24 protein-coding genes are annotated in these 24,734 nt (G+C 42.6%); 6 read left to right on the forward strand and 18 right to left on the reverse strand.

Features of this window, described 5'->3' with window-relative positions; translation table 11 throughout:
* Window positions 1-5: 5 nt before the first annotated feature.
* From QWZ07_RS18925 to QWZ07_RS18975, 11 genes are all read right to left on the reverse strand, one after another.
* A complete protein-coding gene (locus QWZ07_RS18925; protein ID WP_065676105.1) occupies window positions 6-1,457 on the reverse strand; it encodes a TadA family conjugal transfer-associated ATPase in 1,452 nt (483 codons plus the stop codon).
* 32 nt (window positions 1,458-1,489) lie between these two features.
* On the reverse strand, window positions 1,490-2,704 hold the full coding sequence (locus QWZ07_RS18930) for an AAA family ATPase (protein ID WP_017076273.1): 1,215 nt from the start codon (window positions 2,702-2,704) through the stop codon (window positions 1,490-1,492).
* 1 nt (window position 2,705) lies between these two features.
* A complete protein-coding gene (locus QWZ07_RS18935; protein ID WP_017076274.1) occupies window positions 2,706-3,206 on the reverse strand; it encodes a TadE family protein in 501 nt (166 codons plus the stop codon).
* Window positions 3,206-3,634: a TadE/TadG family type IV pilus assembly protein gene (locus QWZ07_RS18940; protein WP_065110856.1), complete on the reverse strand. Its 429-nt coding sequence runs from the start codon at window positions 3,632-3,634 to the stop codon at window positions 3,206-3,208. Before QWZ07_RS18940 ends, QWZ07_RS18935 begins: the two co-directional genes overlap by 1 nt.
* A 2-nt stretch (window positions 3,635-3,636) precedes the next feature.
* Window positions 3,637-4,902: a pilus assembly protein TadG-related protein gene (locus tag QWZ07_RS18945; RefSeq protein WP_192852267.1), complete on the reverse strand. Its 1,266-nt coding sequence runs from the start codon at window positions 4,900-4,902 to the stop codon at window positions 3,637-3,639.
* A 14-nt stretch (window positions 4,903-4,916) separates the two neighbouring features.
* Complete coding sequence (locus tag QWZ07_RS18950; RefSeq protein ID WP_029225220.1) at window positions 4,917-5,186, reverse strand: hypothetical protein; 270 nt, start codon at window positions 5,184-5,186, stop codon at window positions 4,917-4,919.
* Window positions 5,176-6,633 carry a type II and III secretion system protein family protein gene (locus QWZ07_RS18955; RefSeq protein ID WP_102513058.1) on the reverse strand — a complete coding sequence of 486 codons (1,458 nt, stop codon included), beginning with the start codon at window positions 6,631-6,633 and terminating at the stop codon, window positions 5,176-5,178. The genes QWZ07_RS18950 and QWZ07_RS18955 overlap by 11 nt, the downstream gene beginning before the upstream one ends.
* Window positions 6,634-6,641: 8 nt before the next feature.
* Window positions 6,642-7,391, reverse strand: a complete 750-nt coding sequence (gene cpaB, locus QWZ07_RS18960) for a Flp pilus assembly protein CpaB (RefSeq protein ID WP_017076279.1) — start codon at window positions 7,389-7,391, stop codon at window positions 6,642-6,644.
* On the reverse strand, window positions 7,384-8,733 hold the full coding sequence (locus QWZ07_RS18965) for a DUF8689 domain-containing protein (protein ID WP_102517678.1): 1,350 nt from the start codon (window positions 8,731-8,733) through the stop codon (window positions 7,384-7,386). The genes cpaB and QWZ07_RS18965 overlap by 8 nt, the downstream gene beginning before the upstream one ends.
* A gap of 39 nt (window positions 8,734-8,772) precedes the next feature.
* Window positions 8,773-9,303 carry an A24 family peptidase gene (locus QWZ07_RS18970; RefSeq protein ID WP_192852268.1) on the reverse strand — a complete coding sequence of 177 codons (531 nt, stop codon included), beginning with the start codon at window positions 9,301-9,303 and terminating at the stop codon, window positions 8,773-8,775.
* Between the two features lie 170 nt (window positions 9,304-9,473).
* Window positions 9,474-9,662: a Flp family type IVb pilin gene (locus QWZ07_RS18975; RefSeq protein ID WP_192852269.1), complete on the reverse strand. Its 189-nt coding sequence runs from the start codon at window positions 9,660-9,662 to the stop codon at window positions 9,474-9,476.
* A gap of 192 nt (window positions 9,663-9,854) precedes the next feature.
* On the opposite strand from QWZ07_RS18975, the gene QWZ07_RS18980 reads away from it, so the two are divergent.
* Both QWZ07_RS18980 and QWZ07_RS18985 read left to right on the forward strand, forming a co-directional pair.
* A complete protein-coding gene (locus tag QWZ07_RS18980) occupies window positions 9,855-10,598 on the forward strand; it encodes a helix-turn-helix domain-containing protein (RefSeq protein ID WP_065103026.1) in 744 nt (247 codons plus the stop codon).
* An 83-nt stretch (window positions 10,599-10,681) separates the two neighbouring features.
* Window positions 10,682-12,370 carry an AMP-binding protein gene (locus QWZ07_RS18985; protein ID WP_065110850.1) on the forward strand — a complete coding sequence of 563 codons (1,689 nt, stop codon included), beginning with the start codon at window positions 10,682-10,684 and terminating at the stop codon, window positions 12,368-12,370.
* Between the two features lie 122 nt (window positions 12,371-12,492).
* On the opposite strand, the gene QWZ07_RS18990 is transcribed toward QWZ07_RS18985, so the two are convergent.
* The 4 genes from QWZ07_RS18990 to QWZ07_RS19005 all read right to left on the reverse strand — a co-directional run bounded on the left by QWZ07_RS18990 (window position 12,493) and on the right by QWZ07_RS19005 (window position 15,667).
* Window positions 12,493-13,875, reverse strand: coding sequence for a vWA domain-containing protein (locus QWZ07_RS18990; RefSeq protein WP_192852270.1), 1,383 nt, complete (start codon window positions 13,873-13,875; stop codon window positions 12,493-12,495).
* Between the two features lie 11 nt (window positions 13,876-13,886).
* Window positions 13,887-14,444 (reverse strand): TadE/TadG family type IV pilus assembly protein, encoded by a 558-nt coding sequence (locus QWZ07_RS18995; RefSeq protein WP_017108786.1) that lies wholly within the window; start codon window positions 14,442-14,444, stop codon window positions 13,887-13,889.
* Window positions 14,445-14,455: 11 nt separating this feature from the next.
* On the reverse strand, window positions 14,456-14,950 hold the full coding sequence (locus tag QWZ07_RS19000) for a TadE/TadG family type IV pilus assembly protein (protein WP_065103024.1): 495 nt from the start codon (window positions 14,948-14,950) through the stop codon (window positions 14,456-14,458).
* Between the two features lie 525 nt (window positions 14,951-15,475).
* Window positions 15,476-15,667, reverse strand: a complete 192-nt coding sequence (locus tag QWZ07_RS19005; RefSeq protein WP_192852271.1) for a hypothetical protein — start codon at window positions 15,665-15,667, stop codon at window positions 15,476-15,478.
* 99 nt (window positions 15,668-15,766) lie between these two features.
* On the opposite strand from QWZ07_RS19005, the gene QWZ07_RS19010 reads away from it, so the two are divergent.
* Window positions 15,767-16,672, forward strand: coding sequence for a LysR substrate-binding domain-containing protein (locus tag QWZ07_RS19010; RefSeq protein WP_017108783.1), 906 nt, complete (start codon window positions 15,767-15,769; stop codon window positions 16,670-16,672).
* Window positions 16,673-16,728: 56 nt separating this feature from the next.
* Here the strand turns inward: QWZ07_RS19010 and QWZ07_RS19015 are convergent, their stop codons facing one another.
* A complete protein-coding gene (locus QWZ07_RS19015) occupies window positions 16,729-16,935 on the reverse strand; it encodes a DUF1127 domain-containing protein (protein ID WP_102279507.1) in 207 nt (68 codons plus the stop codon).
* 103 nt (window positions 16,936-17,038) lie between these two features.
* On the opposite strand from QWZ07_RS19015, the gene QWZ07_RS19020 reads away from it, so the two are divergent.
* Both QWZ07_RS19020 and QWZ07_RS19025 read left to right on the forward strand, forming a co-directional pair.
* Window positions 17,039-17,989, forward strand: coding sequence for a LysR substrate-binding domain-containing protein (locus tag QWZ07_RS19020; protein WP_065110847.1), 951 nt, complete (start codon window positions 17,039-17,041; stop codon window positions 17,987-17,989).
* Window positions 17,990-18,034: 45 nt separating this feature from the next.
* The gene (locus tag QWZ07_RS19025; RefSeq protein ID WP_017106559.1) at window positions 18,035-18,247 is read left to right on the forward strand and encodes a VF530 family protein; all 213 of its coding nucleotides are present in this window, start codon (window positions 18,035-18,037) and stop codon (window positions 18,245-18,247) included.
* 222 nt (window positions 18,248-18,469) lie between these two features.
* Here the strand turns inward: QWZ07_RS19025 and fusA are convergent, their stop codons facing one another.
* Together fusA and radA are read right to left on the reverse strand one after the other, a co-directional pair.
* Window positions 18,470-20,557 carry an elongation factor G gene (gene fusA, locus QWZ07_RS19030; RefSeq protein WP_017106964.1) on the reverse strand — a complete coding sequence of 696 codons (2,088 nt, stop codon included), beginning with the start codon at window positions 20,555-20,557 and terminating at the stop codon, window positions 18,470-18,472.
* Between the two features lie 234 nt (window positions 20,558-20,791).
* On the reverse strand, window positions 20,792-22,174 hold the full coding sequence (gene radA, locus QWZ07_RS19035; RefSeq protein ID WP_017106963.1) for a DNA repair protein RadA: 1,383 nt from the start codon (window positions 22,172-22,174) through the stop codon (window positions 20,792-20,794).
* Between the two features lie 161 nt (window positions 22,175-22,335).
* On the opposite strand from radA, the gene QWZ07_RS19040 reads away from it, so the two are divergent.
* Window positions 22,336-24,684: a PilZ domain-containing protein gene (locus tag QWZ07_RS19040; RefSeq protein WP_192852272.1), complete on the forward strand. Its 2,349-nt coding sequence runs from the start codon at window positions 22,336-22,338 to the stop codon at window positions 24,682-24,684.
* The last annotated feature ends 50 nt before the right edge of the window (window positions 24,685-24,734 follow it).

A 24,734-nucleotide genomic window follows, 5' to 3' on the forward strand; every position in this document is an offset into this window, starting at 1 on the left:
GCTCCTCAACTATGTGATTCGGTAAAGAGCTCAAACGGCAAGTCAAGACCACGCTTAACTAACTGGTCGTGAGACTGAGGAACCACACCGGTTGCAGTGTAATAACCTAAGATATTGCCATTCTCGTCGATACCTTGACGCTGGAAGTGGAAGATCTCAGACATAGTGATAACCTCTCCTTCCATCCCGTTGATCTCTTGGATACTTACCATCCGACGCTTACCGTCTTCTTGTCTCTCCATTTGAACCACTAAATGAATAGCAGAAGCGATCTGTGCTCTGAGGTTTTTCGTTGAAATATTCCAACCCGCCATTGAGAACATATTCTCAACACGGCTTAGTGCATCACGAGGTGTATTCGCGTGAATCGTGGCAAGTGAACCATCATGACCCGTGTTCATCGCCGCTAACATATCAACCGCTTCGCTACCACGCACCTCCCCGACAACAATACGGTCAGGTCGCATACGCAAAGTGTTTTTTACCAGCTCTCGCTGACTAATCTCACCTTTACCCTCAAGGTTTGCTGGGCGTGTTTCTAAACGAATCACGTGTGGCTGTTGCAGTTGTAACTCTGCGGAATCTTCTATGGTAATAATCCGTTTATCTCTAGGAATAAACCCAGAAAAAATATTCAACGTCGTCGTTTTCCCTGAACCTGTACCACCAGAAATAAGGATATTGAGCTCACCTTTTACGGCAGCTTCAATGAACTTTGCCATTTGTGGAGAGGCTGACTTGTATTCCAGCAGATTATCCATGGTTAGGCTGTCTACCGAAAAACGTCGTATAGAAACGGAAGGGCCATCTAAGGCCAAAGGGGGAATAATGGCATTCACTCGTGAACCATCAACTAATCGAGCATCCACCATCGGCGACGCTTCATCAATCCGGCGTCCAACCTGACTAACGATACGATCAATAATGTTTCTTAAGTGACGATCATCTAAAAACGTATACGGTGTTTTTTCTAATTTTCCTCGGCGTTCGACATAAACACTTTTAGGTCCGTTAACCAAAATATCGGACACCGTTTTATCGGCTAATAATGGTTCAAGTGGACCAAGGCCGAATACTTCATCTTCAATTTGCTTGATGACTCGCTTACGCCCCTCAGCACTTAATGCGTGGCTTTGGTCATCCGCCATTAACTGAACGATCGCTTCATGAAGGTCTACTTTGGCGCGCTCTTTATCCAGACTAGAAAGTAGCCCTAAATCTAATGTTTCAAGTAGCTGTTTATGAAAGTAGTGTTTAATCGACAGTTCCTGCTCTAAGACTTTTTTCGCCTCATTCACCGACTTCTCTTGCTCTTCACTCGCCTCTAAACTCTTAGCTTCATGAGATACGTTAGCTACTTTCTGAATGAGGGGCGATACAACGCCGTCTTCCTCTTGGGAAAACTGTTCTACTTTCTTTTCAAACTCCGGATTAATATTTTTTCGTTTAAAGAACATAACGATCCCTCATATATGCTGTAACAAACATGTTATGAAAATATTTTTTTAAGCCAACCTTTCTCTTCTTGTTCTGGCGGAGAAAGGATATGAGACAAATCAATAATCGACCGTGTAATCGAGCTCTTTTTCTTCGATTCAACCAACGGCAAACCTAAATTGGCGCTCTCAAGAGCCACCTTAAAATCATTAGGCATTAAATGGATGTCATGCTTTCCAACGGTTTGTTCTATGTCTGTTAGCTTGATGGTTTGTCGCTTTTCATAACGATTCACAATGATCTCAATTGAGTCCTGCTGCAACCCGTACTCAAACTTGAGCGTTCGAATTAATCGATTACTATTTTTAACCGAAACCAAGGTTTGTTGAGCAACAAGTAACACCTTAGTCGCAGGAGAGATGGCCGATGCAAAAATATGATCCAACCCTCGAGAAAAATCGATAATAATATAGCGATAGAAGCGACGTAATACGGGCAGTAACTTCCCGATTTTCTGAGCATGTTCATAATCATCTGCGTTATTTTCATGCTTGAAACTTAAAACGTGTAACCCTGATGTGTGCTTATTCACCAAGCTACTCAAAGACATCTCATCCAAGTCATTGGAGCTATCGATAGCATCTGAGATGCTGTAGGTCGGCGTGATATTCAAATATTCAGGAATAACACCAAACTGGAGGTCAATATCGAGCAACAGCACCTCATTCGGATGATAACTTGCTATTTCTACGGCAGTATTGAGCGCTAAGGTTGTCGCCCCCATACCACCTTTAGTGTTGATAAATAGGAACACTTCTCCGTAGCTCGAATTTTCGATTTTCTCCGCCGCTGTTTTCTTTAGTAAGGGGAGAAGACCAGAAATAGATATATCGTGAGACAGAAAATCCGAAGCACCGAGTCTTAGCGCTATTTTTAATGACCCATTGTCACTTTCATCACCAAACACAACCAAAGATAAATCATGCTCTTCTAACTGCAGATTGTAGCTTTGCAAATCCACCATTTTCTGAGCCCAGCCACCGCTTGCTTCAACAAAGATTAAATCTGGGGCATCAATATTTTTCACATACTCTTCAGTCATACCTAACAAAGAAAAAGACTCAATATGCACGTTTCGACAACGTTTCAATTGCTGTCTCATATGAGCATGAAAATTCTCATTGTTATAAATCAGCCATACATTCAAGTTAGTTTTAAGGCGAATCGCATCGTCTTCATTAGGTAAAATATCAATTGCTTCGCCCATGCTACTCACCCTGTATTTGTTTCGGACATCTTGTCCTAGTATTTGAATTCGCTCTTATCACACCTAAGTTCTCAGACGGTAAAATTGTCTCAAATGCAGGTGCAGCCAAAAAACCATTCGTTCCTAAAAAGCTTAGGTTACTGATCAGTTGAATGCCATAACCTGTCGCTCTTGCTCGTACAAACTTAATCGCACTCAGGTTTGCTTCCAGATCAGAAGTAATCTCAGCGCCTGCAGCATCCAAATACGCAACCTCCAAATTACTATCACTAAAGCCTAATATGGGTATATCTTCTACAACAACCCCTGCAATATTATCGCGATCCAACACGTAACAAACGGTGGCTAATCTTGCTGCTTTTCTTGTCGCTTCGTTCACTATTTGCAGGGAAAATACATAAGCCCCCAAGGCGACAATCAAAAAAATCAGCAAGAATATCAACCAAGAAACAATCGTAAACTCAATGATGGCTAAACCGTTTTGTTTCTTGATTAACTTCATCAGAAAACCCTCATCACGGACGATACGCTCAAAGGAACCGATAAACTTTCCGATGAAAATGGTATAGATAAAAAGTGCGGAACATAGTTGTAATTAACCGTTACTCGCACGTAACTATCACCAGAAGGAGGGGTAATTGTCACATCAGAAGTGACAAGGCTCGAGAGTATTGCAGTACCGACTGTATTCTTCCCATAAACCACTATATTTTGAATTTCTGCAGTAGGCGCTACTGTTCCACCTTGCGTTCCATAAACCTCAGTAACCGCATAACGGGCCCCATTTTGAACAGATTTGGAGATGATGTTGTAGTGGATTAAAATGTTTCCCAGCTCAAGAACCAACACCAAGAAAAAGAGTAACACCGGTGTCGCAATCATCATTTCAATCGCAGCAAAACCTTGCTGTTTTTTGAATTTACTATTCATAACTACGACCCCTCTCCATCAGGATCCTTATACAACACAATCGTATATGGACCTTCAGTGGATGACTCTGAGCCACTAGCGCCACCAGCGACACTGCAAGAGTGTATAAATTCACCAAACACAGCAGGCGTGCCAGAATTGTTTGTTGGCGCTTTTTGCAATAAGAAGAAACACCCTATTTTCTCTACAGTAAAAGTGGTTACTCCACCACTTTTCCCTGAACAGTCGACCATAGGAATTGGGAGGATACGTCGCCATGCAGTGCCATCGGAAACGCAACCAGAACCGTTATTTGCAATGCATGCGTTTGTAGCGGCCTCATATTGCGCATAGGTATAAGAACCATCAAAGTCTATATCGCCCGTTTTGCTGTCTATCGTAATTTTAGAACTAGGTTCTGCTGTTACGTAATCGGAAGGATAATCTGAACTCGCCAATCCTCCACCGTAATCACCAAAACGAGTGTTCAGCCCTTGACCTGTGGGGCCAACCGTTCCTCCGGGCTTAGTTGTGACATCATCGCCAATCGCAACTGAGTAATCATAGTATCCAGCCAAAGCTTCTCTAACTGTGCTCCCTCCAGATCCAAAGTCCAGCAAGTGGTAGTTACCATTCCCCATCTGAGACAGCTTTTTGTCCCCGACTTTAAGCGCCTGAACACTACCGACTTCATAACCAAATACGTTGGTAATTTCCGCGCCAGTAGTATCGTGATAGCCATCTTCATTTACATCATTATCTGAGGTGCCATCACCAATACACACTCCAATCGGTACAATGTTGTTTACGACTTGTTGACCAGAACTTGGCCCTGCAACAGCGGTTGCAGATACACTTTTGGCCAAGCCAAACATCTGAATAAAGAATTCATCCATATCCAATGAACTGACATTTACTCGCACATAAACATCATCGTCAGCGCCGAACGTTGCCACTCCAACAAAATCTTGCGGATCATTCGAGTACTCTACGGTTACTACTGCAGTCGAAAAATCAAATTCATGATTGCCAGAAGACCCCGCCATTGCATTTAATGTTGATGTAACTTCTGTTGATACCGCAGTCTGATTTTTGCTGTTATCTAAAATCGTCGCTGCTGCTAAAGCCGCTGAATCAACCGCATTCTGTAGGCGAGTTTTATTCACTAGCATATGATTTATATCCACCGCTAAGGCAGATACGGCTAGGAAAACTAACAGCGCAATGGTCACAAATATGACCACCAATCCGCCCTGTTTTTTAGGCATTCTTGATACTTGATACAACATAAAGTACCTCCAAACTAATTAAAGCTCTTTAAAACCTGGCTGCTACTTCCGGAGAGTTCTTCATCACCTTTACCCACATACTTATCGTACCCAGCTTGCATGCGCTCCCCGGTACCATCAGGTAAAACCTGCAAGTTCTCTTGAGTCGCATTAGGGTTATACGTTTGTTCTGCTTGCAGCTTAGCAACCGACTGACCCAAAGGTGCGTCATTCGCGCAACCCGCTAATAGAATGACGAGAAAGACCATCATTGTTCTAATCATATCTATCTCCTTATAAATCATGACCAAATGAACCTTCACTGCCACCATCAGTTGGCGCGATTCCTTTGTCTGAATTTGTATTGCTGCTGTCTTCAGAATCAGAAGGCTCAGCAATGTAAGCACTTCTACCTAATAAGTAATATTCCAGGTCATTAGGATCTACAAAGGCATCAGTTGGCAGCGCGATTTTACTTCTATCCACCGGTTTGGCGAGTCGAGGTGTGACAAGAATAACAAGCTCGGTTTCACCCGATATGTATTCCTGACTATTGAAAAGCTGACCTAAAATCGGCACATCACCAATACCCGGCATTTTGTTACTGACATCTCGTACATTCTCACTCAACAACCCTGCGATACCGATAGTTTGGCCATCAGCAAGCTCAAGCGTAGAAGATGCACTTCGACGTGTGATTGGTGGGATAAAATAAGTCGCATTCGTAGAACCAGGATCGATAGTCAATGAACTGCTGTTAGCTATCTCACTCACATCAACCGCTAGGTTAAGATTGATTTTTTTATCGCTGAGTACGGTAGGTATGAATTTCAACCCGACACCGTATTCCTTGTACTCAATGGTAATTCCATCATCGTCGGGAACAGGAATAGGAAACTCACCACCCGCTAGAAACTCAGCTTTTGAGCCACTCAATGCGGTTAAGTTTGGCTCAGCTAATACCTTAGCCACGCCGTTTTGCTTCGCGACATCAAGAGCAAAAGTAAACAAGGTATTACTATCGATGAAAGAACCTAAAATCCCGTAATCGGTAGAAGTTGGGATATCGAAAATTGGCGTTGCGCCCAATACACCAGCAGGGACTGATGAAGCGCCCCACGAAAAATTAGAACCACTGGTTTGGAAGAAATGGAAGTTAGCATCGAACTTTCTCACTAAGCTTCGCTGAACCTCGGCTACCGTCACTTCAAGCATAACTTGTTGTGCGCCACCAATAGACATCAAGTTGATCACACCCGTTGCGGCTGCTTGCTCACTACCACTCTCTTTAGCATCATCCGCTGCTTGTCCTGCCGCATAAGTTTCGGCAATTCGCATCGCTACATTCATTTTTTGTTGATTACTGATTTGCCCACTTAACAGCAAACGGTTTTGCGCACTATGAACCTCAATCGTCTCATCTGGAAGAAACTCGTATAGCTTTGACTTTAAGCTATTAAGATCATGGGTAACTTCGATGTTAATCGACTCAATCAACTGACCTCGCGAATCCCAAGCCATCAAATTTGTCGCCCCTAATTTTTTACCAATTAAGAACAACTCATTAGATTTCAAAATCACAATATCTAAGACTTCAGGATCACCAAGAGAAACCTTCGCCGCTTTTCCCGACAGCACCACATGCGTAGATTTGTGATGTGGAACCGTGACCGTTTTTCCCGTCTGCAGAGCAGCAACACTGGCTGCCGAAAAACAAATCAGGCTAAAAACACACGCTAATAATATTTTCATATCTCACCTCAATCCTTGACGCGCACACTAGATGTTTCTGTACCTTTGATAATGGTGACACTTGGTCTAGGCACATATCGACGAACCACTTTTTTCTCTACTTCATGTGGATTTCTCAAGGTCAGCTGAATACTACCTTTGCTTTTAGCCGTGAGGAGTTTCTCAGCCTCTTTTGGCGTCATCTCAAGTGTTACCGCACGAACGATAATCGGACTGTTCTCTTTCGTTTTAGCCGTTTGGTCTACAGCCAAAACCTTAATGTCTTTTAATACCGTTTGAGTCGCTGCGGAATTTTTTCCGTAAGAAACAGTATTGAGAATATCAACCTTATTCCCCGGTAATAAGAAACCAGCCACACCAATAACATCATCAACACGTATCGTTACTGCACGTTTATTTTCAGGAATAAGAGCAGCAAGTGTTGACCCTTCTCCTGGCACAGTAAAACGTAACTTATGAAGTACCTCTCCGGCATAAATGGTATTGGCGACTACTTTGCCGAGCAGTTCTGTTTTATCCGAATAGTTGTTTTCATTGATCCAATCAACTTCCATCAACTTGGTTGTTAAATATTGCTCTTCAATTATGGTTCCAGCTTCAATTTCTTGAGATGCCACTACAACCGGATGACGCTCAACTTGCTCGACTTCAATCGTCGGTTGAACTTGATTGTCCATCCATTGTTTAGCGAAAAATACAGCGGCTAAACCGAATACTACGGACAGTAAAAACAGTAGGAAAACTTGACTCTTATTCATTATTCTCTTCCTCGTGTCCATCAGAGGTAAAATAGACTTTCCATGCCATGGCTAGAATGTCGAATGTGATAACGGGTGGGAGTTGCTCAAACGAAAGAATGTCTTTGCTAATACCAACAAGGTCTTTCGGTAAACAAGGGAAAAGCGGTACTTTGTGCAGCGTATGCATTTGAGACAAACGCTCAAAGAAACCATCTTGCAGCTCTATATCTTTATCAACAGTTACGCTCACCCACAGAGCTTCATAATCTTGCTGATTCAGAGGCTTGAATTCTATTTTGTAGCCCAAGCGACGCAGAAAGGCAGGGTCACTGATCTTTTCAGGATTCAAATTGGTAGAAAATGCGAGCGTTAAAACGAATGGCATGGTGATCTGTTGTCCATTCGGTAATGACAGGTGATCAAAGAAGTATTCCATTGGTACGATCCAGCGGTTGAGCAAAGCATCCACCGGCATGGGTTGGCGCCCCAGATCATCAATAACAAAAATGCCGTTATTAGCCATCATTTGTAAAGGTGCTAACCAAACGCGATTGTGCTCGGAGTGATTTACCTCAAGCATATCCATGGTGAGCTCTCCACCCACTTGGATATTAGGACGTTCACAATTGAGCCATCGCTTATCGTATTGATCTCGGAGTGAAACAGTTTGCTCACTACCATTACGATCTAACGGGGTATGATGTTGCGCTGAAAAAACCTTAATAACATTTCCTAGCGCATAAACGGCATAGGGGATAAAAACTGAAGTATGAAGCGCATTTACGATACGAGACGCAACAAAAGTCTTACCTGTACCAGCGTGCCCATACAACAACAGCGCCCTACCCGAGTTTATTGCCGGCCCTAACACGGAGATCATTTTTTGTACGCCGTAAACATCACTCAATGCAGCTTCCACATCAGGGCGAGTAACAAGCTCTGCCCTTAAATCTTGTTGCTCTACAATTTCAGTATATTGTTTGAGAGAAACAGGAACTGGACCTAAATAAGCATCTCGTTTGAACGCAAGGTCGGCCTCTTCTAAGCCTTTTTCTGACAAGGAATAACGCACATGACTATGAGAAGACGACTCCAAAGACAAAGTAGAAGTAGGTTGGAATACTTCGATAAGGGATTTATTTCTGAGTACCGCAAGTCCGTTTTCAACAATATGTGTCACTACACACAAATAGTTAGAAAGTTCCAGCACATCAGATTTAGGGTAAGCGGATAAGTGCTTGAGCAACAAGTTTTCAACAACAACCTCAGGAACACCAAGCATTTCAATGGAAGTCGGAACCACAGGAGCTGATATTTGAGGCTTTAAATTGCTCGGGGAAGGTATCCCTCTCATATCCATATGTCCTCTCCAACACATCGACTAGTGAATTAGTTTGATCTATGTAAAATAACTGTACATCGCTAAACCTATTACAACTGAAGGAGCAAATGGCATGGTTACTTTATTTGAGTAACGAGAATGCACAACAGGTTCACCTTTAATATCAGGTGATATCCCGCTAACTAGCATTAGTTTTTCTTCAAAGTATCGTCTAACTGTCATCTCACTATTATTGGCTCGATTATAAAGTAAATATAATGTTCCTATTATTCCGGCAGCGATGAGTATGTAATAAGACACATCAAGCAATGAGCCCCACCCAATATACAACCCAATAACACCTAATAATTTTACATCCCCTGCAGACATGGCCCTCAGAAAATAAAAAATCAAACCTGAACAGAAAAGAACCACAGCACCTATTAATGACGCAACCAATGCATCTAAAGAAAACCCACTATTTAACACTGATAAAAAGTATAAAAACAAAAATAAAAACAGTACCTTATTTGGTATACGATGTTTCTCAACATCGTATACCGAAACAATAATAAGCAATGCCCAGAACACTAAAGATTCACTTATCATTAATTTAGATACCCGCCACAATAGAAAGAAACTTACTGATTAGAGCAGTTGCTATTCCTGAAAAGATTATCCAAGCGAGGATGACAAGTGAAGCAGCTCCAATGACATATTCCACCACAGTTAATCCTTTCTGACGCCCCACTCTTTTAAGGTTCATTTTTGGTAGGCTCTTATGAGGAGCTAGTCGTACTAATTTGATCAACGATTGTACTTAGTTTCGTTGATAGCGCAGTACCAATACCAGTAAATATTGTCGTTAACCCCAATACGAGCATAGCTGCACCAATTACGTATTCAATGACAGTAAGACCTTCTTCATCATTCATGAATTCTTTACAATTTTTCAAAAACTTACTCATGAGAATCTCTCCTTGATTTACATTACAGGTTTATTTACCTGTAAACTAAATCTAGAGCTGAACAATATATTCGGTTAGGATTTTCTTGCCATTTACTTGCACTTTTTTGTGGTGCTTCTAATCTATTTAATAAATACCATTTTTACATTTATTTCTTACTGTTTATTTTGATATGACACAGGTTCAATACCCATGGAAATAATAACACCACTACTTTCTGATATAGACAGTGATTTCAACTCAATTATTACCAATAAAATTAGTCATTACTTCCCTATTGAGAACTATAAACAAGATATATCTATAATCAGTAACTTAGATGTAAGGTTAGTATTCTATATATTGAATCGAACGGATGAACTTCAACTACTTACAATGGCACTGTCTATTTGTGAAAACCTAAACAAGCGAATAGTCATTATTTGTTCAGGTAAGATACCTAATATCGTGCGAAATCATAAGAATATATTCTTTGTTATCGAAACGAGCAGTAATCATCTGACCAGTAAGTTCGAAGAACTACAGCGTAAAACGCAACATATCTTCGAGCCTCACTTTGATCTCGACCGAGATACCAACAACAATAATCAACTACCTGCAAAGTTGTTTACCTCTGAAGTCGTTAACTTTGTTATGGACAACATCAACAAAGAAATCAGAGAAACCGAGATAGCGGAAAAGTGCCATTGTTCAACAACCTACTTTTCTAAGAAGTTTCATCTACACTTTGGGGTAAGCTTTAGAGACTTTGTATGCGATAAACGAATCCTGTTAGCCAAAAAGTTAATCGAAGCCGATACCGAATCAAAAATCGCTGTTATTTCTTACCAATGTGGATACAAGGATGTGTCGTATTTTTCAAGAATCTTTAAGAAAAGGACCGGAGTAACACCCGCAAGTTACAGACGTGCCTGCACGGATAACAGAAAACGCTAATTTTACTCCCTAAAAGAAAAAATCATGGTACATTTAACATGATTTTAACAAAAATAACTTAGCGAAAAACATGGAGTTAGACAATGATTCAGCCTAACGAGTTTAGCCAAGAAAAAGCAACAGCTCTCCCTACACCCAATGACATGATTCTAAAATGGGCAGAAGAACGCCCAGATGAAGTCTATTTAAAACAAATCATTAACCGCCAATTCGTTGAATTCACTTATAAAGAAGTGGCCGACAAAGCACTAAAACTGGCGTCAGCATTAGAAGGACTCGGAGCCCAACCCGGCGATCGAGTCGCTCTCGTTTCAAAAAACTGTGCAGAGTGGTTTATCTGTGATCTTGCCATGATGTTAGGAGATTTTGTCAGCGTCCCAATCTTTCCAACAGCAGGTGCAGACACCATTCAATACTGTATTGAACACAGTGAAAGTAAGATCGTAATTGCAGGTAAGCTTGATGATCCTGCAGCGACACAAAAAGTACTCGATGATAATCCGAGCTTAGTCAGTATCTCGTTACCCTACGATACTGCGGCGAAGTGCCAACATACTTTTGAGCAGCTCATAGAGACACATGAACCATCCACGAAACGACCTCAGCATCACGATGATAAGCTGATGTCGCTTGTGTATACATCGGGTACATCTGGGTTACCTAAAGGCGCAATGCTTACGTATGGTGCCTTTACATGGTCAGTTCAGAGATTAATCGATCACATTGGTATCCAACCCGGCGACCGTCTGTTTTCTTATCTGCCGCTTGCCCATATCACCGAACGAGTGTACATCTTTGGTTCTTCCGTAATAGGTGGTGTGGTCACTGCGTTCCCTGAATCTTTAGACACGTTTATTGACGATGTAAAAATGCACCGTCCAACTTTGTTTATTTCAGTTCCTCGTTTATGGACTCTATTCCAACAACGAATCCAAGATAAGCTGCCACAGAAAAAACTGAACTTCTTACTTAAAATTCCATTTGTGAATAACATCATTAAGAAGAAACTGGCTGACGGTCTGGGTTTAGACCAAGCTCGCGTTCTCGGCTGTGGTTCAGCGCCAGTATCACCGGCTTTACTCGCATGGTATGAAAGCGTTGGTTTACACATCACCGAGGCATGGGGAATGACAGAGTCTTTCGCCTACAGCACGCTCAACTATCCATTTAGAGCAGACAAAATTGGTAGTGTTGGTAATGCTGGCCCGGGTATCGAGCTCAAAATAGCTGAAGACGAAGAGATTTTGGTTCGAGGTAAAGGGCTATTCTCTGGCTACTACAAAAATGATATTGCAACTCAAGAATCTTTTGATTCAGAGGGTTGGCTACATACGGGTGATATTGGTGATATTGACAGCGAAGGCTATTTAACGATTCGTGGACGTAAGAAAGATACCTTCAAAACCGCTAAAGGTAAGTTTGTTGCTCCCGTTCCAATCGAGAACAAACTCTTTGAATACAGCCGCGTAGAAATGATGTGTTTGATAGGCTTAGGCTTACCAGGCCCTATCCTGCTTGTCGTACCCCATGACTTTCCTAACTTTGATCGAGCTCGTTATGAGAAAACGACCAAGCGTGTTATCGAGAAGATGAACGAACAACTCGCTTCACACGAGAAGATCAAAGGCGTATTAATGATTAAGGAACCTTGGAGTATTGAGAATGGCGTGTTAACACCAACACTTAAGATCAAACGACATATCCTTGAGCAGAAATACCATGAAGTCGGTCATAACTGGCCAAAAGATAAATTGGTGGTTTGGGAAGAGTAACCAACGACAAAAATACACATAGCATTGAGAGGGAGCCAAAAGCTCCCTCTTTTATTTTTCTAATCTCTCGATTAAGCTCCCTTTAACCTATCAATATGCAAAAGTGCTAAACCAGAAAGACGTTACAAAGTTAAACGGATAATCACATCCAACATCTCGTCGAAGCAAGGGCCTAATGCTTCCTCATCGATGGCATGGCAATACACACCTTCTAGTTGAGCAGGGTCATAATCCGCACTTAAATCTGGATCATCCAAAAGCGCACTAGAATTTGCCATTCGTAACAGTAAGTCTTCTCCAAACTCACTATCAGGTCCGGTTGCCGATGTTAATGATGAACCTAACCCCAAGGTAAAGACGTAAATATCTTCTCCTCTTGCAGCCTCAGCAATGTCTTCCACTAAATTACGTGACACACGATTCACTCTGGTGTAAAGATCATTTGCCGAATGACTATCAGGGTCATATTGTGCTACCGGCCGCACCGTATGAGTCGGATTTAAAATATTGAACTCGGTTGCGCTTGAATCATGAGTGGTATAGTAATCGGGCATCTCGCTAATATGGTCATCAATATCACGCCCCTCATAACCTCCACTTAAAGTCGTTGCAATCGAGTCATGTCTCCAAAGCCCTCGAGGTGTACCACTGCTGCCATCACTCGATCGAATAGCTCCCGTATGCGAATCACCGTCCTCAAAATCAAACGTTGTCGCAAAGGTATTTGGTGCTCCATCGGTGAAGAATACGATCACTTTCAAGTTAGCGGGATCGGTAACCGTTCTAAGCTCATTTAAAGCTCGATAGATCCCCTCTGATGCATTGGTATATTGTGCATTAGACGTACTACCAAAATTAAAGCTGTCTATTTCAGATTTGATAGTACTTCGGCTATGGCCACGAGTTGCATTGAATCCCACTGGAACCTCGGCTCCGAAAGCAAATTTAACCAATGAAATTCGATCAAACCCTTCATGGAAATTTTCAACAAATGACTTAGACCTATCAATGACGTCTTGAGTCACATCACCTATGCTGCCAAGTCTCAAGGAAGTTGTGTTATCAATCACTAACACTAGATCGACAGGGCGACGAATAGATTGTGCTGACACGCCAGGGTTAAATGTGTCTAACCCTATTAAAGGTAAAAAGATTGTGGGCACTTGTGCTGTAGCTGAAATATCAATCGAAATATTACCGAATGAATCATAGGAGAAATTGACTGCGCCCAAGCTAGGTGTTGCAGAATAAAAGTCGGCTGGGATATTTGCGGTAAAATATTTTTGAGCAGCAGCACGCCCTGCATCTTCGCCATTGGCAACCGCTCTTGCAGCGGCAATACTGGCAGCATCGACTGCTGCAAATAGTTTCGATTTAACGATATAAGCACGTCCAGCATCAACAGAAAGCCCGACAACTAACAGAATAAAAGGCAGTGCGATGACTGACATCAAAGCCACTAACCCACGACTGTAACGATATCTGATTGGGGTTCCCTTATCCATTTTAACCTCCCTTACATATATGTTGTGTCGCTCAGAATATATTCCTCATCGAAGACTCGACTAAAAATCGGCGAATAGTCATAGAATACTTCTACGCTGTACACGATCTCCCCATCATCAAGCGCAACGGCTAAATTGTTAATGAGTGGAGGATCATCTGCATCCACATCAGAACACTCTCCATCATTTGCCCAATTACTGCAGCTCGACCAAATAGCACTATTTTTACTTAGCCCGTGTTGGTTCCATCGGTATTGGCTTTTAATGTAGGGAGAAGCATCTTCTTGCCCAACGACCTCGGTAATGTAAATGACCCCATCTTGCGTCAAATCCAATGTTCCCGATGTCGTGGCGATGATGTCCATCACTTCTTGAGGGGTGTCAGTATTACTCCGAGAAATAATGTTTCCACCTTCTCGGCTGATACTAATAATGATGTGGTTGGCTTGAATGAGGTGCGTGATATCGACAGCCGCAACAATAAGCAACATAAACAATGGTGCTATTAACGTCATTTCGATTGCCGCAAACCCTTTCTCAGCGGCTTTCTTTATCTGTAAAGGAAACATCCTGTCCCTCCTTAAAAAGCTTCGTTTTTCATTGCCGCACTAACGGTAAATTTAAACTTCCCGTCATCAAGCAAAACATACATATAAGGATTTACAGATGGCCACTCGCAATCAAGATGAATAGAAATAATGTCTCCAGAGCCACCAAAGCCAGTGACTGCGTTGCCATAGACATCTTCAACACGTATGTTTTGGACATCCATCACTTTGTCGAGCAAGCCACTCGAGGATTGAGAAATTTTTTCTAATATTGCCGCCTCGCGACTACTTGATGCGTCAGGATCCAGATCAGAACGACCTGTGATGGCATATCTTGCGCCCTCTCTTGCCGAATGTTGCATGGTCAATTTAACAAACCCATAAATACCAAGATCGACAACCGTTAAGAAAAGCGCAAAAAACAGGCTCACCACAACCGTAAACTCGATAATAGCGATGCCTTTCATTTTTGATTTTAAACTGCTTCGGAAACGGCTACGCTCCGAAACTCTTAAAATAGATTTCATACAGCCCCCACCCTCTCGTCTTTCTATTCACCTTATCTAGCCCAATAGAAAACCTCAGGAGATATAGAAAAACTGAACACTACATATATAGAACTGACAAATGAGTTACACAAGCACTATTCAAATAATCAATTTCAATACTATTAATACGGAGGTGGATTCAAACGGATTTTTATTTAATTTAATTCAATTCAATTGCTTATATAAAATTAAAGAGTCTAATAATACATAGTAATTTAATTTTCATTTATTAATCCCCAAAATAACTGTCTGTTTTATATCCATTAGACAAAGAAAGGAAAAAAACATTACGACGCTTGTTTCTATATAAATCAGAGTTGCAGTCTCAAAAATAAGACAGCATAAATTGAAAAATAAGCATTTAGTTTAGTAGGAATAGGATTTTATAAGTACTCGATGATTAATGGGTAAAGTCAGGCTGGATTAAGCGAGTACAAATGAATATTGTGGCTGAGATAGAACCCGCGAGACTAGCCTTCGCGCTAATGACTACATAAGTCATTGTTATAAATATTTAGTATAATCAGTTGCATCGTTATTTTCATATTCTAACCCTATGTCTTCTTTCACTCGATGACTCAGCTGTTCCGAACATAAAACCTTATTCTGTTTCGCCTTAACTTTACCTACTCTTATCTTCTTATTTTTAAATAACTTAGCACCATAAAATATCGTCCAACTGATTAATACTTCCATAATTACTCTCTTGTATTTGCCATCGTTCTGTCGTTATTATGAAAACAACTTGTTCGATAAGCGAACAACCATTTCTAACAAGAACTATAAGAAGACGTTATGGATAATAGACTACGCCACCTTTCCGGACTTCGTTACTTCGAAGTCGCAGCTCGCTTGAGTAGCTACAGCAAGGCAGCAGAAGAGCTCTTTGTTAGCCAAGCTGCTGTCAGCCAAAAGATCCGTCAGTTAGAGGAACAACTAGAGTGCAAGCTGTTCATCAGGAAAGGGCGTGAAATGGCATTAACTCAAGAGGGGCGGACTCTCTTCCAACATGTGTCAGATGGATTTAAAGAGCTTGTTGTCGGATTGAATAAGATCCAGTCTGAACCCTTGCAAGGCGTTATCGTTGTTCGAAGTCCTCCCTCTTTTGCATCGCGTTGGTTGCTGCCGAGGCTTTGGAAATTCTCAGTCAAGCACCCTGAGATTCCAATCAAGATCCTCACAGGGTGTGACACACCAAATCTAAAACATGGTGAAATTGATGTCGCGATTCGACAAGGGGAAGATCTGTGTGTTGAGCAAGGTTTAGCACTTGAAGTGCTGTTCAACGAACCTCTATATCCGTTTTGCTCTCCCGAGCTCGCCAGTTCTTTGAAATTCACATCACCAGAACAATTACTAAAGTGTTGGTTGATTCAATTTGAGGGTGGCCTTTTCCCTTGGGAGGAATGGTTCAGACAAGCGAACATTCCAATGCAAGACACCGCAGTTCAATGGATGGAGGTGGGAACATTTGATATGGGATTAACGACGGTGATGGCGGGGCATGGGGTTTGCTTAGCAACGGATAGCTTAGCTGGAGACTTTATAGAGCGCGGCCTGCTTGTTAAACCGTTTAATATTGGGATGACACCTGGCGTTCAAGTTAACTTATGTTTTGATCCTAGCTCACCGAGAAAGGAGCGTATTGCGGCGTTTACTGAATGGCTACATGAAGAAGTTTCTGATATCTCAAAGATCTAGCATTGGTTTTGGCGTAACTCCTCCTAAGAAGAAAGAGTTACGTCTGATCATCTGAATCACTCCCAAAATGCTTTTCTCACCTCTTCATTAGCCTGGCCTCGGGTAATACCAACATCTTCAAGTAAATGATCTGACAGTTCAGCTAGGTGCTTTCTCGTTCTACGGTTCTGAAGATACAGCCTAAATTTAGAATAGAATTTCTTAACTGATAATGATGAAAAGAATGCTTGATGACTATTTGTTCCCGCAGTTATTGTATTCATAACCTTTCTCCTATTGATTATCCGCTTTGTTATGGTCAATAATCGACCAACAACGTACTTACGACAAACGATAGATACTGGCATTCAGTTAAGGAAAACTAATGTGAGAGAACGCACCCCACCATTCCAAGGGATCTACTATTTTTATACTGCGGCTGAAACTGGCAGTTTTAAGCTCGCAGCAAAAAAGCTATTTGTCACGGCGGCTGCCGTCAGCCAACAAATTCGCCAACTTGAAGAGTGGTTAGGTGCAGACTTGTTTATTCGTCAGCACCGAAAAATAGTACTCACTCATGAAGGTGAAGTGCTTTACCTGCAAGCTAAGAAAGGCTTTGCCCACATTCAAGATGGTGTGAGGCGAATTAACCAAGACCCAAATCCCACTCAACTGTCTATTTCGACCGTGCCATCATTTGCCCAACACTGGTTGGTACCTAGAATTGGTGACTTTCGCGATCGTCACCCAGATCTATCCATGTTGATTGAACCGACCAACAAGCTCGTGACGTTTGAAGACTCTAATGTCGATGTCTGCGTTCGATATGGTCATGGTAATTATCCAAACATTGAATCGCGTTGGTTAATGGACGAAGTGGTTTACCCTGTCTGCCACCCCATCTACCAAGAGAAGCATGGTATTTATGACATCGACGATCTACACAAAGCAGAGCTAATTGAAGACCGCTGGCCTGATATGGATTGGAATCTATGGTTAGATGTTGTGGGAGCGAAAGCAGGACGCTCATCACTGCAATTTGATGGTTCGCATTTTGTTTTGGAAGGTGCGCTATCCGTTCAAGGTGTCGCACTGGTTAAGCACAGCTTGGTTTATCGGTATTTGCAGGAAAAGAAGCTGGTACGGATAGGTAACATCGCACTTAAGCCCAAATACAATTACTTCCTATGTGCGCCTGCTGGATACTTTCATCGCGAGAAAATCAAACGCTTTGAAGCTTGGATGCAAAGTCAGGTTCAGTTGTTTGGAAATAAAGGTCGAGAAGAGCTTTCTATTATCGAGACAGATTACGAGCTGAAATGGTCTGATAATTCATAAAGCGAAACTGATATACTGAGCTCAAATAAATGGCGAGAACATCTCATGACACAAGAAAATAACCCACTTCACGGTATCACATTGCAGAAGCTACTGACTGAATTGGTTGAGCATTACGGTTGGGAAGAGTTGAGTTACATGGTGAACATCAACTGTTTCAAAAAAGACCCAAGCATTAAATCTAGCTTAAAGTTTTTGCGTAAAACAGACTGGGCTCGTACTAAAGTAGAGCAGATTTACATTGATTTGAAACGCTAGTCCCTCTCTTTTTAGCTCTATCTAAATTTGTCCCGTATCTGCTTAATACGGGACCATATCACCGTATCAATCTCGCATCTCGCATCTCGCATCTCGCATCTCGCATCTCGCATCTCGCATCTCGCATCTCGCATCTCGCATCTCGCAGTATGTTACAAGTAACAAAAAGCCCCGCAAGCTTTCACTTGCGGGGCTTTTTTAGTTAATTTAGAAAAGGGCTAATTACTTACCAGCTTCTTTTTCTGCTTTAACTTTAGCGATTACTTCTTCTGCCACGTTCATTGGACATGGAGAGTACTGTGCGAATTCCATAGAGAATTGGCCACGGCCTGAAGTAATTGTACGTAGGTGACCGATGTAACCAAACATTTCTGAAAGTGGTACGTCAGCTTTAATACGAACGCCAGTTACGCCAGCTTGTTGATCTTTGATCATGCCACGACGACGGTTAAGGTCACCGATAACATCACCAACGTGATCTTCTGGAGTAAATACGTCAACGTTCATGATTGGCTCAAGAAGTTGCGCGCCAGCTTTAGGCATAGATTGACGGAATGCACCTTTCGCTGCGATTTCAAATGCGATTGCAGATGAATCGACTGCGTGGAAACCACCATCGTAAAGTTCAACTTCAACGTCTAGCGTAGGGAAGCCAGCTAGTACGCCGTTTTCCATCATGCCAGCAAAGCCTTTCTCAACAGCAGGCCAGAATTCTTTAGGTACGTTACCGCCAACAACTTTTGAAGAGAACGTAAAGCCAGAACCAGGTTCGCCAGGCTTGATACGGTAATCGATCTTACCGAATTGACCAGAACCACCAGACTGTTTCTTATGCGTGTAGCTATCTTCAATTGCTTGAGTGATAGTTTCACGGTAAGCAACTTGAGGAGCACCAACTGTTAGGTCAACGCCGTAAGTACGCTTAAGGATATCTACCTTGATGTCTAGGTGAAGCTCACCCATACCTTTCAGGATAGTTTCGCCAGTTTCTTCGTCAGTTTCAACTTGGAAAGATGGATCTTCTGCAACCATTTTACCGATCGCGATACCCATTTTCTCAGAACCGCCTTTATCTTTTGGAGATACAGCGATAGAGATTACTGGAGTTGGGAAAACCATTGGCTCAAGCGTTACTTGATCTTTAGGATCACATAGAGTGTGACCTGTTTGCACGTTCTTCATACCAACGATCGCAATGATGTCACCAGCTTGTGCGCTAGTTAGTTCGTTACGGTCATCAGCTTGCATCTCAACCATACGGCCAACACGCTCAGTTTTACCTGTGAATGAGTTAAGAATCGTGTCGCCTTTGTTCAATTTACCAGAGTAAATACGAACGAAAGTTAGAGCACCGAAACGGTCATCCATGATTTTGAATGCAAGAGCTTTAAACGTTTCTTCAGTAGAAACGATAGCGTGCTTACCAGTTTCTTCACCGTTCTCATCCATTAGAGGTTGAGGATCAACTTCAGTTGGAGAAGGTAGGTAATCTACAACAGCGTCAAGAATGATTTGAACACCCTTGTTCTTGAATGCAGAACCACAGTAAGTTGGGAAGAACGCTAGGTCACGAGTACCTTTACGGATACAACGCTTGATGTCTTCGATAGAAGGTTCTTCACCTTCCATGTAAGCTTCCATTAGGTCATCGTCTTGCTCTACAGCAGTTTCGATTAGCTCTTCACGGTATTGCTCTACGTCGTCTACCATGTCCGCAGGAACATCTAGGATTTCGTAGTTTTCAGGAAGACCAGTGTCATCCCAAACGTATGCTTTACGGCTTAGAAGGTCTACAACACCCACGAATTCATCTTCGCGGCCGATTGGTAGAACCATAACTAGAGGAGTTGCGCCTAGAACGTTTTTAACTTGGTCAACAACGTTGTAGAAATCTGCACCCATACGGTCTAGTTTGTTAACGAAGATCAGACGAGATACTTCTGATTCGTTAGCGTAGCGCCAGTTAGTTTCTGATTGTGGTTCAACACCACCAGAACCACAGAATACACCGATACCGCCATCAAGTACTTTAAGAGAACGGTATACTTCAACTGTGAAGTCAACGTGTCCAGGAGTATCGATAACGTTTAGACGGTGACCGTTCCAGAAACAGCTTACAGCTGCTGATTGGATAGTAATTCCGCGCTCAGCTTCCTGTTCCATGAAGTCAGTAGTTGATTCGCCATCATGTACTTCACCAGTCTTGTGGATCTGACCAGTTAGCTTAAGGATACGCTCAGTGGTAGTTGTTTTACCCGCATCAACGTGCGCGAAAATACCAATGTTTCTGTATTTCGATAAATCTGCCATTGTCTTACTCTGTTAATAGGATATAAAATGCGCGCAGAGTATATCACAATCTGTGAGGACTGATAGCTTTGCATGCATTTGGGACTAAAAAACTTTGCCTTTTCGTAACAAAGACGAAAAGGCAATCTGTAGAAACAATCTAAATGATTGTTAGGTTTAGTGCTAACCTAAAGCGCAATTAGCGTTCAAGTTAGACTGATTTTCTGCTGTATAGAGTAGCTGAAGTGAGCTCAATTACAACTCATCAAAAGCATTAATTGCCTCTGATAATTTTTTGACCCCGTGGATCTGCATTCCAGGAATGCCACCCTTAGGCATGTTAGCAGCAGGCACTATCGCCCTCTTAAAACCATGCTTAAACGCTTCATTCAAACGCTCTTGTCCACTTGGTACTGGTCGAATCTCACCCGCTAGGCCTACTTCACCGAACACAACCACATCTTTCGGTAGTGCTCGGTCTCTAAAGCTAGAAAGTAACGCCATCACTAATGCTAGATCTGCGCTGGTTTCGGTTACTTTAACACCACCAACGACATTCACAAACACATCTTGGTCAGCCATTTGTAAGCCGCCATGTTTATGCAGCACTGCTAATAACAATGACAGTCGATTTTGCTCAAGACCAACCGCGACACGACGCGGGTTTGCCAGCTGCGAATAGTCCACCAGCGCTTGGATTTCAACAAGCAATGGACGCGTCCCTTCCCAAACCACCATCACTGAACTGCCTGAGGTTTCTTCTTCACCACGAGACAAGAAAATAGCGGATGGGTTGCTGACTTCTTTAAGGCCTTGGCCTGTCATTGCAAACACACCCAATTCATTGACCGCACCAAAACGGTTCTTGTGACTGCGCAGCGTTCTAAAGCGGCTATCGGTTCCGCCATCTAACAGCACAGAACAGTCAATAATGTGTTCAAGTACCTTGGGGCCAGCCAGAGTACCGTCTTTAGTTACGTGTCCAACTAAGAACACAGCAACGTTATTCTGTTTCGCATAGCGCGTTAGTGCAGTTGCTGACTCACGAACTTGAGCGACACTGCCTGGCGATGATTGAACATCAGCGACATGCATTACTTGAATAGAGTCGATAACCATGATTTTAGGTTGTTCTTTTTCAGCGACCTGACAGATTTTATCAACGTTGGTTTCAGAGAGCATTTTTAAGTGCTCTTTTGGTAAGCCCAATCGAGAGGCACGCATCGCTACCTGCTGTAAGGATTCTTCCCCAGTGACATAGAGAGTCGGTAATTGCGAAGAGAGCTGACACATGGTCTGCAGTAACAGGGTTGATTTACCTGCACCGGGGTTACCACCGATCAGAATCGCAGCGCCAGGAACGACACCGCCACCAAGTACGCGGTCGAGCTCTTTGAAGCCGCTACTAAAGCGAGGGACTTCTTGCAGGTCAATCTCAGAGAGTGTTTGAACCGAAGATTCTGTTGTGCCACCCGCGTAACCACCACTGAGTCGTTCATTACGCGCAACTTGAGGTGAAGCCGCTAGCCTAACTTCTGTAATCGTGTTCCAAGCACCACATGCATTGCACTGTCCTTGCCAACGCGGAAAGTCAGCACCACAGTCATTACACACATAAGCTCGTTTTGCCTTAGCCATAAAACCTCAATAATTTACTCAGTTACACAATGATGTTGTCAATTTGTGACTTATTTGACCGTACGGGTGAAAATAAAAGTTGCAGTCATACCACTTATACTTAAAGATCGATTTAAACTAGTCGATAACATAAACGTACCGTCCATTCTAACAAGAAAAGTATGCAGCAATCTGAAATTCTATCTGTAGCAGAGCGACTCATCCCAGCCTATCACGCTGAGGATTTCGACTTCCTTCTTTCTCAAATGACAGAAGGTGAATCCCCGTCTCTGAAATTACTCGTTAAAATGGAACTGAATCGTATCATGGCTCCGTGTACAAAGAGCATTGATTTACGCGGACGTATTGATAATGAGTGCCGTCAGTTTACGCTCGATGGACGTAAGCACTGGCTTGACGACATTGCGTTAAATGCGTATCAGCGTGGTACCAAAAAATTTAAAGGCTATACCGAAGGCACGTGGGAGTTAGTCATGACCCCACGAACTCAGCCGCTTCGTAATATTGTTAAAACGTCTTCCCAAGACAACAACGACATCACCAGTGCGAATAGCCCTTATGAAGCCGAGGCCATCAACCTAGGCTATGACCTAAAACGTCAAGAAAACAGACTCAAGATCAGTTCACAGGTTGAGATCACCACATCTAAAGGTCAAAGCCTACACGGTGTGACGGTCGACATTTCTCCTTCGGGTGCCAAATTCAAAGTACCAAGTGCCTTTAGATATAACCTTGGCGAAATCATCGAAGTAAAATTCACAGAGCTTGTTGAGAAGTCTTTGGAAACAGACAGCAACGACATAGTGGAATTTCGAGTGCTGGGCATTGACGAGTCTTACGAAAACAATGCCGTTAAGTTCCTGAGAACGATCAAAATTGGCGATTCAAGCCTCGTTGCTCGCTTGCTTGATGAATCTTTGAATAGCTCTAGTAAGAAAACCAGTCACGAGAATCAAGATCGGTTTATTCGAACTCGTACTCGAGGCATCGAACATACTTATCTCAAGCACACCTGTAACCTTCCGCTGTTCTTCAGTGGTAGCGAGCTTAAACTGGCATTGCTAACCGATAACAACCATCCATTATGGCAATACTGGCACGATGAGCGAAACCAGCAAGCACTAGGGACTCTATTTAACGAGCAACGAATGAACCTGCTTGCTAAGCCTGGCGTTAAAGGTACAAGTAACGTCATCTATTCGTTTACTCATGAACATCAAAATAAGACTTTGTTCTATTCGATGATGCTACCCGAAGCCTCTCGTGAACAAAGACAGTTGTTTTGGCACATAGGTGGCAAACGCAGCAGTTGGAAAGCGTTTAAGTTCTCGGTATTCGAACTATCGGATACCGAAAGGCAAGCCTTAGCCAAGCACTCGGATACGTTAGCTCAAAGCTCAGCACAACTGACGCATTGTGGAATCTTGCAAGAGATTGGCGATCACGAAAGCGCCGCCGACTATCTATTGAGTGAAAAACCACGCATTTCAAGCAGTGAACTGAACCGCTTCCGTCACCCGCGCTCTGTAGTGGGCAATATTCAAAGCATCTACTTTGACTCTCAAACTCGCCGTAAAGAACCGAGATACCAATTCAAATCGCCGCTGCAACTGACCTCTCAAGACGGAGCGGCTGCGAATGGAAACACCTTAGACATTTCTAAACGTGGTCTTAGCGTTACCCTTGAACACCCAATGGTTTTGAAGATTAATGACCCTGTGTTGGTGAACTTCAATGAGCTGCAACTCTATGACAAAAAGCTACCGCTCAGTACGGTTCCTTATCATGTTATTCGAGTGAGCCCCAACGGTCGTAATGTGCAATTGGTTATCGCTGAGAACGCCAAAACAATGCGTACCATCGCATTCTTAAATGGCCTGATTGATCAAAACCAAAGCAAGCTGGTTAAGAAAAAAGAGATATTGCCAACCCACTCGCTCCTTGAATCTCTGCATAATATTCTGTTGAGCAAGATGGTCAGTAACCCAATATTCATTGATAAACCAAGCTCAACACTGCGTTGTAAGATCATTGGTGTTAACTTCCCGCTGAACAAGCATCTAGCGCTGCTCGCTAAGCTTGGTCACAACCAAAAGTTTTCACTGGAACCGATTTTCAAAGGCCACTCTAATTCGCTATTGGCGGAGCCACTGAAAAAGATTCAAGGTGCCGAGCCTAAACATCATGATGTGTACATTGCTGCGGTTAAGTTTGGCGACAAGATCCAATCTGTGCACACTAAGTTGGTCAAAGATTTCGCGTCTGCCAAAGAACGCATCTTATTCATTAAGAAAGCACAGCACTTAGGTGATGTGTATGTATTGCGAGTGACAACAGCGCCTATCTTCAATCCTTTGACCAGCTTGTTCCAGTCAGACTTAGAAGAGTTATCTCGAATCAGTATGCATCAAGCGAAAAAGCTAGAGAACGAAATTACCGCTTTTATCGGCTATGGCGAGATAGAAGATATTACCGATGAAGTGTTGATTCGATTAGAGCTGACTCGCTAATCCAAGCCTCTGGACTATCGATCTAAGTCATCCATGTTTCAGAGACAAAA

This window comes from Vibrio lentus (assembly GCF_030409755.1).
GTDB classification, from domain to species: domain Bacteria; phylum Pseudomonadota; class Gammaproteobacteria; order Enterobacterales; family Vibrionaceae; genus Vibrio; species Vibrio lentus.